Here is a 16,118-nt window from a genome sequence, read left to right on the forward strand (position 1 = left end):
CAGTAAAGATCATTGCTAATTTGCAAAAAAGAAAAGCTATCTCGTCGCCCCGCTATCCGTAAATGGTTGGATCGGGGTACGTATATGGATGATGTAGCTCCATTTGATCAATTATGTTTAAATTCACGTTACAATGATAACTTGCTACGGCCCATGATCAATATACTCTATACCTTTCATGCTTTTTCGGCTGGTGCATTTCTACTGCTCGGCACCTTAATCTTTTTGGGTGTCAACCACACTTCTTCCCAAGCAGATCGGTGGTTAGGAACATGGTATTATTTGATGGCATGCTTATTTACTCAGCTTTTTCTTGAAGGTTTTCATATCGAGAGCGAGGGATTGATCCATACGCTGGAACTCCCGCGATGGGCTACACTCCCCTGCTTCTACCTGGCCGTTCACGACATGGTCAAACCAACAGCAAAAAATCGATATTGGGGACTACATTTTGTTCCATTCCTCGCTTTTGTTTTCTTCTCCATCATCTATTTAATACCCGGGCTTTCTAATAGACACATCCATCTGCCTCAATTACCGCAATGGACCATCTTTGCTATCAAATATTTCTTTTTTGCACAATGTATCTTTTATTGGATTGCCTGTTATAACCTCTTTAAAATACACCAGAAAAACATTCGCCAGCTATCTTCCTATACAGAAAAGATAAACATGGCTTGGTTAAAGTATCTATTGATTGCGCTATTATTGATGATTGTTGCCCGTCTGCTGGCTATGGTTCATTTAGTTTTTAGTGCTGTCGCCCCAATTTTATATTTTATGGGCACAATGGCACTTGGGTACGCCACGCTAACACAACGCTCAATTTACACAATTGAGTCTACAGAAAACCTCATCAACGAAGCGCAGCATAAAAAGGTTAAAGCCGAGGAGCGGCTTACAGCACAACAGGTAGACACATTAAAAGAAAAACTAGTACAAAAAACTACAGCTGAAAAGCTATATCTCGACCCGGCTTTGACACTATCATCCCTCGCGGAGCATATCGGAATCAATCCGCACGATCTGTCCTACATCATAAACAATGGACTGGAGAAAAATTTTTACCAGTTTATCAACGAGCTTCGCACGGAGGAAGCGAAAAAGCTTTTATTATCCGAAGAGGCCAAGCAACTTGATATGTTTGGAATCGCAATAAGGGCAGGCTTCAATTCAAGAACAACCTTTTATGCCAGCTTCAAAAAAACAACAGGCATTACGCCGACAGAATATATGAAAGTCCATAGTAAACAATCAAACTAACCCGACACAATGAAATTTGTTCGATTGCATCCATTCGGACGGTTAGCCTATCAAAAAGACCTACCCTTGTATCATATCAACAAAAAAAATTATGATACAATACATCAAACCAAGCGGGTGCTCGAGAGCGATCCGCCAATTTTCCAAAGCAACATCTGGTCTTCTGGTGGGAGCATGTTGTCTTTTTGCTTCGATTGATACATTTGCACAGCCCAGCCCTAAAGATAGCCCCCAGCAACAACAGTTGGTTCCGCTAAAATCATTTCAAGGCTACTACCAGCTACCCAATAAAGTAGCTTTCATTGCTTTCGAGGAGCAAGACAACAACCTGTATGCGACACAGCTGTGGGATCAGAAAAAAAGATATCAGCTGGTCCGTAAAGATGATACGCATTTTGAATCCAAAAACGAAGGATATGCCATAGAATTTTTAAAGGATGATTCCGGCGATTTTAGCCAAACCAAGATCCTGGGTAGAATTGTATGTGAGCGCGTCTCATTTGACCCCAATAAAATTGCGACTCTAACCGCATCCCAACTGAAACAGCTTGCCGGAACTTATCTAAAGGTAAATGACAACAACTTTAAGATTCAAATAGAACCCTCCTCAACCGGCTTAACGCTTACGCAATTGTGGGATAACAAAACAATTTCATTTACCCCTCGTTCGGAATTTTTCTTCCTCAATGATGATGGTACCTTCCCATTGACATTTTCTGTTGCCAATGGAAAGGTGCAGCAAATGCAGTGTTTCGAAAATGATGTTTGGATAAAGACGGACCAATAATCCTATTCAAAAAAATATTATGAACAGATTTATTGCCTGCTTATTCCTGCTGCTTCTGCTGGGTACAGCTCAGCTTAGCGCCCAACAGGTAGCAGATGAACAGTTTCATTATCCCATTACCGATCCGCACCACCGGATCGGTGATGGACCTCTACTCCTATTTGACGAGGCACACAACAATCCGGTTACTTTGAGAGGAGCCTACGCTCCTTTTTCAGATCTCCTTCTAACTGATGGATATCGCCTCCGAAGTGTTAAAGAAAAAATCTCTTACGATCAATTAAAAGAAGTAAAAATCTATATCAGCATAAATGCCTTATATAATCCGGAAAACTGGAAATTACCCACCTATTCGGCCTTTACCGATCAGGAGATAGAAACTCTCCGTCAATGGGTATTTGATGGTGGAAGCCTATTTCTAGTCACCGACCACATGCCCTGTGGCGGGTCTGTACAAAAGCTTGGTGCGGCATTTGGAATTCATATCGTGAACGGTTTTGCCTTACCTAAGAATGGACGTCCCGAGATCTTCTCAAAGGATAGAGAAACACTGTTATCCAATGAAATAACCACTGAATCAGGTAAGGAAATAGACAGTATCATGTGCTGGGGTGGAACTGGGTTTATCGTACCAACAAAGGCACATATTATTTCTTTATTAAATGAAGAATATGATATCTACCTACCCAATGATGCTAATCAGATAAAAAGACCTATTCCAGATGATATTCCCCGATTGTCGGGCAAAGGGTTTGCAAACGGCGCTTACCTTAGGTTTGGGAAAGGCAGGATTGTGGTATTCGGAGATGGCGCTCCTTTTTCGGCACAACTCCATGGCATCAAAAGTGAAAAAAGAGGAATGAACCATCCGGCCGCAACACAACATGCGCAATTTTTGCTCAATATAGTTCATTGGCTTGACCAATGAATTTATTTGACTAGACATACAGTATATTGTACGGTCATATACCATTTTCGAGAATTAACAGCTAACGCAGTTTTGTACGTCGGTGGTTTAATAAATACCTGTCGACTCTCCATATTCATCTCTTTAACAAATTCATCTCTTTTTCTATCAGGATTTGCACTTTTGGATTTCTGCATCTGAGAAAGGGCGGGCTTTAGCGAAGATAATTCATTGACAGCATTTCCTTCTAAAAAATAGATGGCACGAAACATTTCTTCGCCAGAATACTGCGATTTTGCATCTTCATTTGCATCCTTTGTACAGCTATAAATAATAATAGAGCCGACAATCACACTCAAAGTGATCAAAATTAATTGTTTGATTTTCATAAAATAAAAAATAAAATGGTTAAAATTTATTGCTTTTTTAATTTTTCATTAATTTTAGCTTGTAATACACTATCAAAGTCTATAATATACTTGGAAGACTTTGTAAATATCATTAAGTATTTTTTATCGCTTGTTGATATAATGGTTACTATTTCATCATCTGGCAACTCAAATTTCCCTTTACGGACATTACCCATTTGAAACCCACTTATCTTTTTCGTTTGAATAGGTGTAGATATCTTCTCCACGGATAGAATATCATCAATATTTATTGTTTTTCCGTAAGGACCAGAAATGAATAACTTATTATCATTCAATTTTATAGTTGGGTTACTTAACCCTATAGAAATAGCAGTTATAATTGCAATAATAATTGCCGTCCCAGCAACTAAGACCAACACGTTAGTTTTAGAACTACTTCTATAATAATTTAAGGACTTATATATTAAAAGGAAAAAGCCAAAAAAAGGATATAATACAGAGAATATAATACCAATATTCGCATTATCGAACATCTCGAATAATATAACTCCAATGACAATATAGGAAACAGCCAATATCAAAAGATAATTTTTGAAAAATTTCAAATATTTTACCAATTCAAATTGTTGCTTTTCAATTTCTGACATCGAATTATACCCTGCAAGAATATACCGGGCATTTTTTTCGTTGATAACGATTGCCATAATCAGCATTATAGAAAAAAACAAATACAATAACATTCTTCTGAAGAAAATTGATTAAAAATATGTCGCGTTTATAATTATCGTCAAATGTAAACAATATATTATTTACATAAAAATAAAAATAAATATCTAGTTAGTTATTTTTAAAATTTGATATTTTTATTTTTTCAAAAAGCTAAAACACTCTTTACCAAAACAATATGTGTCTTAAAAAAATCAATACCAAATTATTTTATCATTTTTACACAAAAAAATTCTTTCTAAATTATGATTTGTACCAATCTCTTTAAGTCTATAAAATGAATTTGAAGGTATTTTATCAAAATTCAGGACAGAATCAGTTTCACAATACTTAACTGAAACAACTTCCCAGTAATTTTTTTTATTCAGAATAGACAACGCATATTTTGAATTAGCTTTTACCCAGGAATTTTCGCCTTCATTTATTTTTTGTATTTTAATTTTTATCCTAACATTCGTATTTGGCTCTGAATAAATCATCTTACCAGATGAGTCCAATATAAAGGCTCGATCAACAAACTTATAAGAGCTTCCTTCAGGAACACCTACTTGATACAGCATGTTTTTAGACATCTTATTGAATATAGCAAACCGACTATTTGTAATTCGACCATAAAACAATGGCATCCATTGCCCATAATTAAAAACACAGATATACGCTAATTTATCACTTTGTCGATTTATGAACGTGTATTTTAAGTTGGAAACGTCCGCATACTGGTCGGTTACATCCAGAAGATGATTTGATTTTAAGAATTCTGGAATATAGCTTTTTTGGGGCTCAATAAGTGCTTTAATTGAATCGTCCCAAACATTAACCTTTTTGAAACTGAATCTAAAAACTTTTGCAGGTCTGTTTAAAAATGAACCTTTGGATGGTTTGAAGCTATAAGTATACTTATTAGGATTAGTTTCAATTTTTCTATAAAAAACTTCTGTCGCATGACTTCCGTTCCTAGATCCCCAAAGGGGCACTATATCAATTGTACTTGGTATTCCCACTGATCGATTTGCATAAACAAATAAATGAGATAATGTATAGCACTCCCCTTTTCCAATGGCTAATATTTCATTTAAAGATGGGTTTTTGGTTAGTTTAAAAGCATTTTCTGAATAATTGATTGATTGATATAATTTTGCGATGATAGATGCATTTACTTTGTCTGTATCCTCTTCTCCATTTCTGACAAATTTATTAATAGAATCTTGATATTGTTTTTGAAAATATGTCCTCCAACCACTCGGGTATTCTAACAGTACTTTATATGGTAGCAAATAATTTAAAAAGATATCTTTCGGTATTTGTTTGCTCCAAGGAAAGGTATTCCATTGACTTACAGCAGAATTTATATTTTGCTCCAGAAATTCAGTTGTAAGAATCTTACTATCTCTAACAAATAGAGAATGGTACGATAATTTATTCTTTGATATTATTGATCTTAAAGAACTTTCCGAAGTAATAGTGTCTAGAAAATAAGGAATAGAATCAAAATCATGATCCTTAAAAAAAATGATTTTTCTGATGTTAGATCATCAAAATTGTCTTTGATAAATAGCAAAGATTGTAATCTTATACTGTCAGCGGCATTTTTTGAAAATTTATTTTCCAAATACAAAAAATCAATTTTATTTTCTGATTTGCAGCTAAAAATAAAAAACATAAGAAATATTAATACAGGTTGTAAATGGGATTTCATAAATTAACTTTTCATGATGAAAATAATTTAAAACTATTTGAACTAAAATTAACAATATATTAAGAATAAAAAAATACTTTGAACAGCATTCTATTGAAGATATTTATCATTATGCGGAACTGCTGCGAAATTGTCCGTGCCCTATCTGCAACAATACTCGGGACAAGTTAAATGGGACAATCTACCACAGTATCAAAAGTATCATAGTTATGAGTATCACCGAAACTAGATGGGTCATTGCCTGCCCGGATTGTTTGGACAAGCAAAATCGAAAAGCCATTGTGTCCTGCTCACTTCTTGGTTGGTGGGGAATTCCCTGGGGGATACTGCCCCCCCCGTGTACATCTATAGAAATTTAAAGGTAAAGGGAGAAAACAGGATCAGCGATCCAAACGGCGCGCTTCTACAGTATAGCACCCATTTATGAAACCCCAACTGGATATGGTGGTTGCCATTCATCTATTGGTGGAGCAGTCATCCAAAATAAAGAAACTTAGAGTTTTTCGACCTCTTCGACAGAAAGCCCTGTGCCCCTAGCAATATCAGCTATAGGTAGCCCCATTTCCTTAAATGCTTTAGCAGTCTCAAGAGCTTTTTTACGCTCTCCTTCTGCTAGTCCTTTGGCTTTACCTTCTGCTAGACCTTTAGCGTGACCTAAAGCTTCTCCGGATTTCTTGGCCGAATTAAATACGCTCTCAGCATCACGCTTATGTTTTAAACTTGCTTCGTATGACATTAGCTCCTCCTCCGTTAATTTACCTATCTCTCCTATCTCAAAGATAAGACCAAATATTCTTTTATCCAAAAATGATGGCAATCTATCCATGGTACTCAAATGTTTAAGTAAGTACAACCACTGATCCATAACTGTCTTTAGTTCCTCTGGCTGTTTATTAAATAATGGAAGCGAAATCATTTTATATCCCAATTTATCATAGAATATTTCTTTGGTCAATTTGTCACACAGCGCAACATCATAGAAATAAGGCCGCTCTGTGACACGGGATATACCGGTACTTCCATTTCTGTCCATATCAAACTCCAAAATACCAATAAAGTAAACCTCCGGTAGGTAATAATCACTCCCCTTTTTACCTCGCGCTAATTGTTTATTGATGAGGCGTGAGGTATAGTACACTGCACGGTCCTTAAAAAATTCTTGAAAGAGCTGCTGCATCTCAATGATGAAAACCTCGGCATCGCTGCCTATACAATGTAAATCAAATACAACACGACGCATTTCCTCATAATCACCATCATGTTCTACAGGCTTATATCTTAGATCCGAAATTATCTTCTCTCCATGAAATAGACTATTGAGAAACTCAATCAGTAAGATTTTGTTGTCCTCCCTACCAAAGTAAAATTTCCAACCGAAATCAGTACGTGGATCTACATACCTACCCAAATGTTTTTTTGATCTAGCCATAATATTTATTAATTGGTTATCAGTCAAATATACAATAATAAATTTAAAAATACTAAAATAATTAGTAAAAAAACACAAGTAGACAAGTAAATTATATTGATAATCAATCGCACGAGCTAAAAAGTTACAGAAAGACTATTCTTTATCAAATTTTATGAATTACTTAGTATGTCATAAATTAGAACAATAACCTAGTAAATAATATCGATTATGTATAAATTACTTTTAATCACTTTTCTTAACGTTTGTTGTCTTAATAGCAGTTCCGCACATTATCCTATTAACGCTTTAGATAATTACTCTTATTTGCATTGTTGTAACCATACGTGATTGCCGTGCCATTATCTACACATATCCCTCTGAATAAGCGGGTTTCCTATGATAATGCGTCTCAAGCTATAAATAATTTAAACATTAGCGGTGTAAGAGAAGCGCATCTGCCGGCCTCAATTCTCAATAGGCATCGTCCACTTTTTAGAGATTTCGGGACTTTAGATATTCAACCAAATTCTCACAATTACAGATCTGCACTCAGATCGATTATAGCTATTTCATCAGCAATTCATATTTTAATCTAGCATCATTGTCTTGGGGCTCTTTTTCAAGGTATAACTTTAGATATTCAATAGCCTGTTTTTTTTGACCAGAAACCATGTATGCCTCACTGATGTAATAATAGCCGTTGGCTGAATTAGGGAAAAAGTGAAGATTCAGCTTAAACAAATCGATTGCCTGATTCGCTTTCTTTTCGAACAGGAACTTATAAGCATATCTTTCAATCAGATTTTCCCTCAATGAATATTTCTTAGAATTCTGTTCTATTGCGTTAATACCAGCTTCATAACCTTTATCGCGTACAGTTTGGATGATATCCTTCGTGTAAAAGAAATTGTCAATGGATGGTGCTGAACCTACTAATTGCTTTTTGATCAGATTACTTGCTTCCCAATAATTTTCGACTTCTCCGTTGGTTAGAATCACAACAGTATAGCCCAAATCCGGATAAATCATAAGTTCACAAGCAATACCATCGTGTCCACCGGTATGTCCAAAGACGCGGTGTCCGTTGATTTTGTTTTCTTCAAATCCGTAGCCGTACATTCCCTCTCGGTACTTTACTTTGCCCGATGTACTAAGCGTAATACTTTCTTTACTCAATAATATATTCCTTTGCAAAGCATTGGCAAAATTTAGCAGATCATCGGCTGTTGAATAGCCGCCACCAGCTGGTGTTCCTTTGTATAGATTTGAGGAAATATTACTTTTCCATTGTCCCGGCTCTTCCAATGACATGGTGTAGCCGGTGGCCAAATTTGGGATTACATGATCCAATTCGTATGCATCCGTATTGATCATTTTTGCGGGTTTGTATATGTGTTCTTTTACAAAATCAAAATAATTCTGACCCGATACCTTTTCAATAATTAATCCTAAAACCATATATCCAGAATTGCTATAGTAGAAGTTACTACCTGGTGCAAATGCTAATTTTTTATCTACAAACAGTGGGAGATAATCAGAAACTGTTTTGAAGTTTACTTTTGCAAGCTTGTCATAGTCCTCCCAAAAACTTTGCATTCCTGAAGTGTGTGTTAATAATTGATGGATGGTCACAGAGTCGGCAACCGTTTTATTGGGATAATCGGTGAGATATTGACCTACTTTATCCTGAATCGAAATTTTACCGGATTCCACCAATTGCATGATTCCCATTGCAGTGAACATCTTGTTGATAGATGCTAAGTTGAACTTTGTGTCCGGTTTATTTTTAACACGGTCTGGCAAATTGGAAAAGCCAAAGGCTTCCCGATAGATTGGCTTACCATCTTTTGCAATCAGAACAACCCCGCTTAAGTTATTTTCTTTTTTAAGATTTTTCAGTTGGGTTTTTATCGGATCAATGAAATTTCTCAAATTTTGGGCGTGGATTGCAACAGCCGGCAAAAGAACAATGAAGCAGATGGCTATAATAAAATAGATTTGACGAATGGTCATAGTGTTTTGATTTATGATTAAGCAGCAAAGCTACTTTAGGCCGAAAAGAAAAAATTGTACAATTGTAAACCTAACTATAAAAACAGCCAGTGAATTTGCTTTTTTTCCAGCGCTGTCGTCTTTTCAAAAAAAGCCTTTGGCGAAAACCCTGTCACTGATTTAAACTCCCTGATCATATGCGACTGGTCAAAATAGTCAACACTATAGGCGATATCTGTTAAGTTGTTTTTTGCTTTATAGGATGAATATTTATTAACCGCATTTCTAAATTTTAGTATTTTTTTGAATTCAGATGGTGTCTTGCAGATATGCCTGCGAAAGTGTTTGTTTAATGTGGTGCGCGAAATAGCATTCTTTTCGCATAGTTCTGTTATGTTTACTACGTCATTTTCTTCACACATCATTTCAGATAAAATAGTTTCAAGGAAACTGTGCTGAAATCCTCTTAATTTGGATAACCAATATCTTTCAATGGTTTCGATTTTTTCGATGTCATTTTGCAAAGAAAGAATGTCGATCATTACTCTTCTGTAATCTTCAAAAGGTACAAATTCAGAAAAGCTGGAGCTGTTGTAATGGTTTAATTCGTGCTCCAAAAATGAATTAATAGCTAGGGGTTTAAAATAGATAGTGATTTCGTTTATTGTTCCTTCGTATTGTACAAACACAGGCTTATTAAAATCAGATACCAAATTAGTTTCCACTTCGTTATGATCGCATTGTCTGATGACTAATTGATTGCCGTTACTGATCGATTTTGATTTTTCACTGCTCGAAACAATGGTAAAAATAGATGGGAAAGTGATATACTTAGCAGGCTCTTCTTCCGAGCTATGGGTGAGTATATAAATACACTCAATGTATTTTTTAAGTAAAGGATTAATGGGGGAATAAACTTTTATTTTCATAGGTTTTGCTAGAGCCTAATTTACTTTTTATAAATATATAAAATTGGACTCATCGCTGGCTTGTATTCTTGTCATCTGTCATTTCTTTACCTCATCCTCAGAAAATCGGTTGCCAAAACAATTTCATTCATCTGCGATTCTGGATATTCAAGTTTTGACCTGTTTTTAGATAAACATTTCAGGTGTCAGATCCCCCAAACTGCTGTGGTGCCCGAAGTTGTTGTATTCTTCCCTCCAGACTTCATTTTCTCCTTGGCATCTTCCAATGAAAGGAACCAATGCGCGTTCAGACACTCGTCCCGAAAACTTCCATTGAATAATTTAATATACGGATTATCTGTTGGTTTTCCTAGTCTGAAGAAAACTAATTCTACCTGATGTTCATAAGCAAGTCTATCGACCTTCTTGGAAATAAATGATTCACCTGTGTTTGTTTTATTTGGTGTTCATGATTGCTCCGCAATTTCGATTCGTTATCCACTTGGAATTTTCTGGGTATTGCCTGCTGGAATAGTCGGAGCTCTTCCAAAACATAAACAACGTCACTTCCTTTAAGCCCCTGTCCAACCGCAATAGCCATGCTTTTACGACTATAGTTATCCACTATCATTAAGCAGTGGATAGGAAGCCTTGAGATCCTCCCAGACTAAAAGTTTTTTTCCTTTTATATCCTTTTTCATCGCATATCGTCCTTTATCCACTTTAATTCCCCACGTTGGATCAGGACTATATACTTTTGCACCTGATCATCGGTCAATAAACAATTGTCTTCAAGGTGGTAATTGAACTGCTTAGTGAAGGTGTAATATTGAATACTTCCTACATAAGCATTATTGAGATAAATATGCCAAAGGCTGTATTTCTTGGCCCGAACTTCCACTACCTGGCGTTTTCCATGATGATAAAACAACTCGGGCACATCCGTATCAAAACGAAGTATAAGAGCGTCAATGCACGCTTCCTTGATATCATCGGCAAGTACACCGAATGCCAATTCCCACACGCCCTGAGATTTTCTGAAAACATAAAAAGCAAGACCATTTTTGTTGTAAAGATGATAATCTTTCATGCCCATGCTTTTATCATGCACGGTAATTTGAGCGTACATTACCCGATTTCGGCAAAAGATTTCTAGCGGTTTCATTTTACAATACTACTAATAATATTAGCAATATTGTGAAATGAAAAGGTATTTATGGTTTCTTTTTTCAACCATTCACTGTATTACCCTTATTTCCTCATTGGATAAATATTCATTTTTTCGTGTAGTAATTCCAGATAGCTTTGGTTATGTCGGCAATAATTTTTTCAGTGACCTCTCGTTCTTCGGTAATATCTTTTAAGTAAACAGAAAGAACAACGTGATTTCCATTGGGAAGTTTAAAAATACCTACATCGTTCATCGCTGCTCTTAAATCATTCTCATTTCTATCTGAAATTCCAGTTCTGTGCGCCAATTCTGTTCCTTCGGGAAGCCCTGCTTTCATCCAAGTAAGGCCTCTCGAGCATTCTACCATCAGTTGATAGAGGTATTTTGTAGTGTTCTTTTTAAGAACCTGTCCTGCATAAAATTTCTCCAATAATTCGGTGGACGCTAATGGTGTTGTTGTATTGACATAAAGATTCTCCCAAATTCGCATTTCTTGTTCATTGACTTTTATGGTAAAATCCTTTATTCCTTGTTTATTGATAAACTTTTGGACGGTTTCTGGACCACCAATCAAGTCTAAAAGAATATCACACCCATTGTTATCGCTGTGCGAAACAGTATATCGTAATAGCTGGTCCAAAGTTAAATCCATATTTCCATTCGGAAATTCGTCTCGGATTGGGCTCCAGGTATTTGCGTGCAGATCTTCTTTTTTAATAAAAAATTTCTGTGATAAGGAAAGTTTACCCTGATCAACCAAGTTCAAGGTCGCCAAGGCGATATGAAATTTAAACACACTCATTAATGGTGCATTTAAATGTCCATTAATACTTAATGTGTCTTTGGTTTCAATTCCCTTCATTGAAATACCGACTGTTGCATTCTTTGTTGCAATGATTTGATGAAGTTCTTTGCGGAGGCTATTACATTGTTGTGCAAAAGAGTGAACTGAAAACAAGAAAATGCAGAAAAATAATAAAAGTTTGTTCATCAATAATTTTATTTTAAAAGGTTACTATCTTTCACAATTTTTCTCACTTCCTGTACAAAATAGTAAGCAATATCAAAATTTTCATTACCTGTATTTTCCATAACGACCACGCTGGTTTTAGTTTTCGGATAATATAAATTAACTGCCGTAAAGCCTTCTGCTGGATGGAAACCTGTATGGCCAATTTCGTAAATATCCGCTTTGTCATTTATGCGCAAACCATAACCATAACCAATTGGCTTTTCACTAAAAACCTGATGTTGGTCGGTAATTACATAATGGGTCATCATTTTATAAGTCGCAGGTTTTAGCACTTTTCCATTATGTAAACATTCGTTCCATTTTGCCAGATCGGGAGCAGTAACCATCAGATGACTACCGAAATAATTTGTACTATCAAAATCTGACTTTACATTCAACCGAAAAGCTCCGTCTTTTTTTATGGTGTGTCCTTTTACCAGAAGCTGGCTATTTTTTTTATTGGGATAATAGCTGTTATTCATTTTACATTTTTTGAATAAGGCTGTTACCAAACTCTCAAAACTTTTACCACTTTGTTTTTCCAAAACCAATCCTGCCACATAATACCCAACGTTAGAATAGCTAAAAGCCGTTCCTGGTTTAAATTTCAAGGGCTTGTCTATGTTTTCGCTGTATAATCCGGATGTATTGTTCAGCAAATGATGAACAGTAACGGTATCTGCCCAGGAATATTTAAAATCAGGCAAATATTTTCGGATTGGGGCTTCCAAATCAATTGTTCCTTTTTCTACTTCCTGTAAAATAAGTGCAGCCGTAAATTGTTTGGCTATCGACATTGTCGAAAATTTATCATCGATTTTCAATGATATCTTTTGGCTAAAGTCGGTAAGTCCATGGGCTTTTGCATATTTCGTTTTTCCGTTTTGTTGAATGTAAACAACACCATTAAATGCTCTCGGATCTTTAGCGTTTAGTAAACTATCAATCTTTGTCGGGTAATCATCTTTTTGCTGTGCGGATGAATTGCAACTTGTCAAAAGAAATGCGATAGCAAGAAATGCTAATTTAAAAATTTGTGTCATTATATTGATGCCCTTTACTAGTTCTCTTAATTTTTACGGTCATTAGGCTTAGTAATTCAGGTCTTATGCTGAATTTGTATCTATAAAACCAACTAAAGCGCTACCCACTATAAAGAAACAATAAAAAAATTGAATACCCGAGCAAAATTAAAATAAAACTTAGGATCAATTTCTATTCTTTTGGAAATACCCCGACGAAGACATTCCTTTTACATAAGTATAGATAAAAATATAAACTTAAATTTTATTTTGTGAATGTCGTTTTAACCGCTATTATTGCAAGACATTACAGCTCATATTGACGAGTAATTGATAATAAAGGACATTTATTCATTAAACTAGTAAAAATGTTATAATCAATTAAGTAAAAATACATGGATAATCAATTATATGAATTGAAAGTAAAAGACAAACAAAGCTTCATCAAATTTCTTGATTTGTTGCGCCTGGATTTCCTCCAGCATCCTGAAACTTGGGAAAACAAAACCTTACCCGACTTTCTGGAGGCTTTGGCCTCATACGCAGAAGATATCCAAGGGTATTATGATAATACAGACGCAAATGTAGATGCTGAGAAAGCTGCGTGGTCAACATTTGCGGATATTTTCAAGGGAGCTAAAGTTTATGAATAATAATAAACATTTCTTTCACATATTCGCATATTTACTAGCGAAGAATATTTGCTTATAAATTCCAACGAAAACTACAGAATAATATATGAACATACAGCTAAGTGTCAATAGAGATTTTAACGCAAACGACATACTAAAACTTTATGAAGCCAATAAATGGAGTGCAGCCGAAAAACCAGAACTACTGATGAAAGCACTCTTAAATTCGCATTCCCTAATTACGGCATGGGATGGTACAACATTAGTAGGCCTAGGAAATGCCATTTCTGATGGGTATCTCGTGGTATATTATCCGCATCTACTAGTACTACCCGCCTATCAAGGTAAAGGGATTGGTCGTTTGATTATGGATAAAATGCAAGAGATCTATAAGGGTTTCCATATGCAGATGCTTACTGCTGATGGAGAAGCTATCGACTTTTATAAAAAGAATGGCTTCGAAAGAGCAGGCCAAACGGAGCCGATGTGGATCTATTCCGGTGGTGATCATTAAAATTGATTATGAAATACTTATTAATACTTTTAAACCTTTGAACCTTATTATTATCCGGTTATTGCCAGGATACACCACCGATTGCGGTGTCCCCCATTGTTGATTTAGATATACCGGTCAATCAAAAAATTGTCAATACTGTCGATAGTTTTTTAAGAGTAAGGGACGACTATACCAATATTAATAGGTATAAATTCTGTGAAAAATCTGACTTTGATCGATTTGGAAGTCCGTTTTCTTTCTTGCAGAATATGGATAATAATAACAACGGTCAGCGTGCTTTCAATCCTTGCGTAATGGAGATTATACCGTGGGGCGCCCGAAGCAATATATTGTCAAGATCAGTTTTATCTCATCCAGTAAACCTCTTCTAAAAGCTATGGTCAATGTAATAGCAAAATACGATAACGATACAGTAAAAATTTCATCTTATCTACATTTTACTGAGCAGACCTGGCAAAAGAAAGAAAAAGAGGAAATTACCTACTATATAAGTCGCAATAGATTAAAAAACGTTGATAAAGACATCAATTCACAGATAAAGTTTAATAAAAAAATGTCTCAGTATTTTGATATTCCCAGGATCCCTTTAACCTATTATTCTGCATCGACAGTAGAAGAGTTTTTTAATATGCAGGGGTTTCAATATCATCCGATGATGTATGCAGATAGTACCGGTGGCGTCGTTTATAAAAACAATGTATTGTCTGCAAATAATTCGGAATATTATCCTCACGAAATCAGTCATCTGTATATCAGAAAAGCTGTTCCCGGGATAAATCAGTTTTTCGATGAAGGACTTGCTACGTATTTAGGCGGAAGCGGAACGCTATCTTATGAGCAACTTAAAACCAAATTCAAGAAAGAAGTCTATCGGATAGATATATGGAAAGTTTGTCAATCCAATATATTTGACAGGACTTATTGGACACATGATTTTCCAGCCAGCTATGTAGTGGCAAGTATAGTTTGTGAATATGGTATCAAAAAATACGGGAAAGTGGATTTTTTTAAATTGCTCAGAGATATACGGGAAACAAATTTAATTTTTGAAAATCTAGGTTTAAATAAAGAGAATATACAAAAACAACTGCTCCGACTATAGGCTGATAACTCAATCTGAAAATTAAATACATAGTTAATTTGAAATCTCATTAAACACATGAAAAGTTCTTTTTATCTGTTATGCTTGAAAAACCTATCAATATCTAATTTGGAAAACAGAATTAAAATTGAGTAAATTACAAATATCGATCGTAAAATGAATTATATGTCTGAAGTTGAGAAACCACATTATTTAAAAAAATCTATAAGTTTATTCAGATTTTATGGAATAGGATTGCTGATTTCAATCCTCACAGTAATGTTATTAAAATCAGTAAATGAGAGTTTTAAAATAGTTTATGAAGCGCTCGTAGCAATACCATATCTCATTACTTTAGTTTTAGCCCCACTTGGGTTATATTACAGTTGGAAGGCCTATAAAGGTAAAGAAGAACCTAGAAAAAAACGGACAATGTTCCTCATGGGACATCTTTTCTTTTGTACGTTGATGATATTAATTTTCGCAGTTATAATAAAGGATCTCGCTTCTCTAAACTGGTGATACACTAATGGAGAGATTAATAGATAATGATTCCCTGTCAGAAGCGAAATTACTTATTCGGCAAATTAAGAAAATAATTATTATGAAGACAAGATTTATC

17 protein-coding genes are annotated in these 16,118 nt (G+C 35.3%); 6 read left to right on the plus strand and 11 right to left on the minus strand.

Going from position 1 to position 16,118, the window contains the following annotated elements; translation table 11 throughout:
* Positions 1 to 12 precede the first annotated feature (12 nt).
* From ACLCDV_RS13205 to ACLCDV_RS13215, 3 genes are all read left to right on the plus strand, one after another.
* The gene (locus ACLCDV_RS13205) at positions 13 to 1,263 is read left to right on the plus strand and encodes a helix-turn-helix domain-containing protein (RefSeq protein ID WP_411971341.1); all 1,251 of its coding nucleotides are present in this window, start codon (positions 13 to 15) and stop codon (positions 1,261 to 1,263) included.
* A gap of 91 nt (positions 1,264 to 1,354) precedes the next feature.
* Positions 1,355 to 2,050, plus strand: a complete 696-nt coding sequence (locus ACLCDV_RS13210) for a hypothetical protein (protein WP_411971342.1) — start codon at positions 1,355 to 1,357, stop codon at positions 2,048 to 2,050.
* A 19-nt stretch (positions 2,051 to 2,069) separates the two neighbouring features.
* Positions 2,070 to 2,978, plus strand: coding sequence for a hypothetical protein (locus ACLCDV_RS13215; protein ID WP_411971343.1), 909 nt, complete (start codon positions 2,070 to 2,072; stop codon positions 2,976 to 2,978).
* Between the two features lie 2 nt (positions 2,979 to 2,980).
* Here ACLCDV_RS13215 and ACLCDV_RS13220 read toward each other — a convergent pair whose 3' ends face one another.
* The 11 genes from ACLCDV_RS13220 to ACLCDV_RS13270 all read right to left on the minus strand — a co-directional run bounded on the left by ACLCDV_RS13220 (position 2,981) and on the right by ACLCDV_RS13270 (position 13,287).
* Positions 2,981 to 3,346 (minus strand): hypothetical protein, encoded by a 366-nt coding sequence (locus ACLCDV_RS13220; protein WP_317666609.1) that lies wholly within the window; start codon positions 3,344 to 3,346, stop codon positions 2,981 to 2,983.
* Positions 3,347 to 3,372: 26 nt separating this feature from the next.
* Positions 3,373 to 4,068, minus strand: a complete 696-nt coding sequence (locus ACLCDV_RS13225; RefSeq protein WP_120333794.1) for a DUF3784 domain-containing protein — start codon at positions 4,066 to 4,068, stop codon at positions 3,373 to 3,375.
* Between the two features lie 180 nt (positions 4,069 to 4,248).
* Complete coding sequence (locus ACLCDV_RS13230) at positions 4,249 to 5,328, minus strand: transglutaminase-like domain-containing protein (protein ID WP_411971344.1); 1,080 nt, start codon at positions 5,326 to 5,328, stop codon at positions 4,249 to 4,251.
* A 915-nt stretch (positions 5,329 to 6,243) separates the two neighbouring features.
* Positions 6,244 to 7,179, minus strand: coding sequence for an Rpn family recombination-promoting nuclease/putative transposase (locus ACLCDV_RS13235; protein ID WP_411971345.1), 936 nt, complete (start codon positions 7,177 to 7,179; stop codon positions 6,244 to 6,246).
* A gap of 546 nt (positions 7,180 to 7,725) precedes the next feature.
* Entirely contained in the window at positions 7,726 to 9,174 is a 1,449-nt protein-coding gene (locus tag ACLCDV_RS13240; protein ID WP_317666606.1) for a serine hydrolase, read from the minus strand.
* Between the two features lie 74 nt (positions 9,175 to 9,248).
* Entirely contained in the window at positions 9,249 to 10,082 is an 834-nt protein-coding gene (locus ACLCDV_RS13245) for a helix-turn-helix domain-containing protein (protein ID WP_317666605.1), read from the minus strand.
* A 185-nt stretch (positions 10,083 to 10,267) separates the two neighbouring features.
* Positions 10,268 to 10,495 carry an integrase core domain-containing protein gene (locus tag ACLCDV_RS13250; protein ID WP_411973944.1) on the minus strand — a complete coding sequence of 76 codons (228 nt, stop codon included), beginning with the start codon at positions 10,493 to 10,495 and terminating at the stop codon, positions 10,268 to 10,270.
* On the minus strand, positions 10,453 to 10,662 hold the full coding sequence (locus ACLCDV_RS13255) for a hypothetical protein (RefSeq protein WP_411971346.1): 210 nt from the start codon (positions 10,660 to 10,662) through the stop codon (positions 10,453 to 10,455). Before ACLCDV_RS13255 ends, ACLCDV_RS13250 begins: the two co-directional genes overlap by 43 nt.
* 96 nt (positions 10,663 to 10,758) lie before the next feature.
* On the minus strand, positions 10,759 to 11,151 hold the full coding sequence (locus tag ACLCDV_RS13260; RefSeq protein WP_411971347.1) for a hypothetical protein: 393 nt from the start codon (positions 11,149 to 11,151) through the stop codon (positions 10,759 to 10,761).
* Between the two features lie 184 nt (positions 11,152 to 11,335).
* Positions 11,336 to 12,223 carry a class A beta-lactamase, subclass A2 gene (bla, locus tag ACLCDV_RS13265; RefSeq protein ID WP_411971348.1) on the minus strand — a complete coding sequence of 296 codons (888 nt, stop codon included), beginning with the start codon at positions 12,221 to 12,223 and terminating at the stop codon, positions 11,336 to 11,338.
* Positions 12,224 to 12,231: 8 nt separating this feature from the next.
* Positions 12,232 to 13,287 (minus strand): serine hydrolase domain-containing protein, encoded by a 1,056-nt coding sequence (locus ACLCDV_RS13270; RefSeq protein WP_411971349.1) that lies wholly within the window; start codon positions 13,285 to 13,287, stop codon positions 12,232 to 12,234.
* Positions 13,288 to 13,661: 374 nt separating this feature from the next.
* On the opposite strand from ACLCDV_RS13270, the gene ACLCDV_RS13275 reads away from it, so the two are divergent.
* From ACLCDV_RS13275 to ACLCDV_RS13285, 3 genes are all read left to right on the plus strand, one after another.
* Positions 13,662 to 13,919, plus strand: a complete 258-nt coding sequence (locus tag ACLCDV_RS13275; RefSeq protein ID WP_411971350.1) for a hypothetical protein — start codon at positions 13,662 to 13,664, stop codon at positions 13,917 to 13,919.
* Positions 13,920 to 14,004: 85 nt separating this feature from the next.
* The gene (locus tag ACLCDV_RS13280) at positions 14,005 to 14,412 is read left to right on the plus strand and encodes a GNAT family N-acetyltransferase (RefSeq protein ID WP_411971351.1); all 408 of its coding nucleotides are present in this window, start codon (positions 14,005 to 14,007) and stop codon (positions 14,410 to 14,412) included.
* A gap of 379 nt (positions 14,413 to 14,791) precedes the next feature.
* Positions 14,792 to 15,517, plus strand: coding sequence for a hypothetical protein (locus ACLCDV_RS13285; RefSeq protein ID WP_411971352.1), 726 nt, complete (start codon positions 14,792 to 14,794; stop codon positions 15,515 to 15,517).
* Positions 15,518 to 16,118 lie beyond the last annotated feature (601 nt).

This window comes from Sphingobacterium sp. Lzh-3 (assembly GCF_046764375.1).
GTDB lineage: Bacteria > Bacteroidota > Bacteroidia > Sphingobacteriales > Sphingobacteriaceae > Sphingobacterium.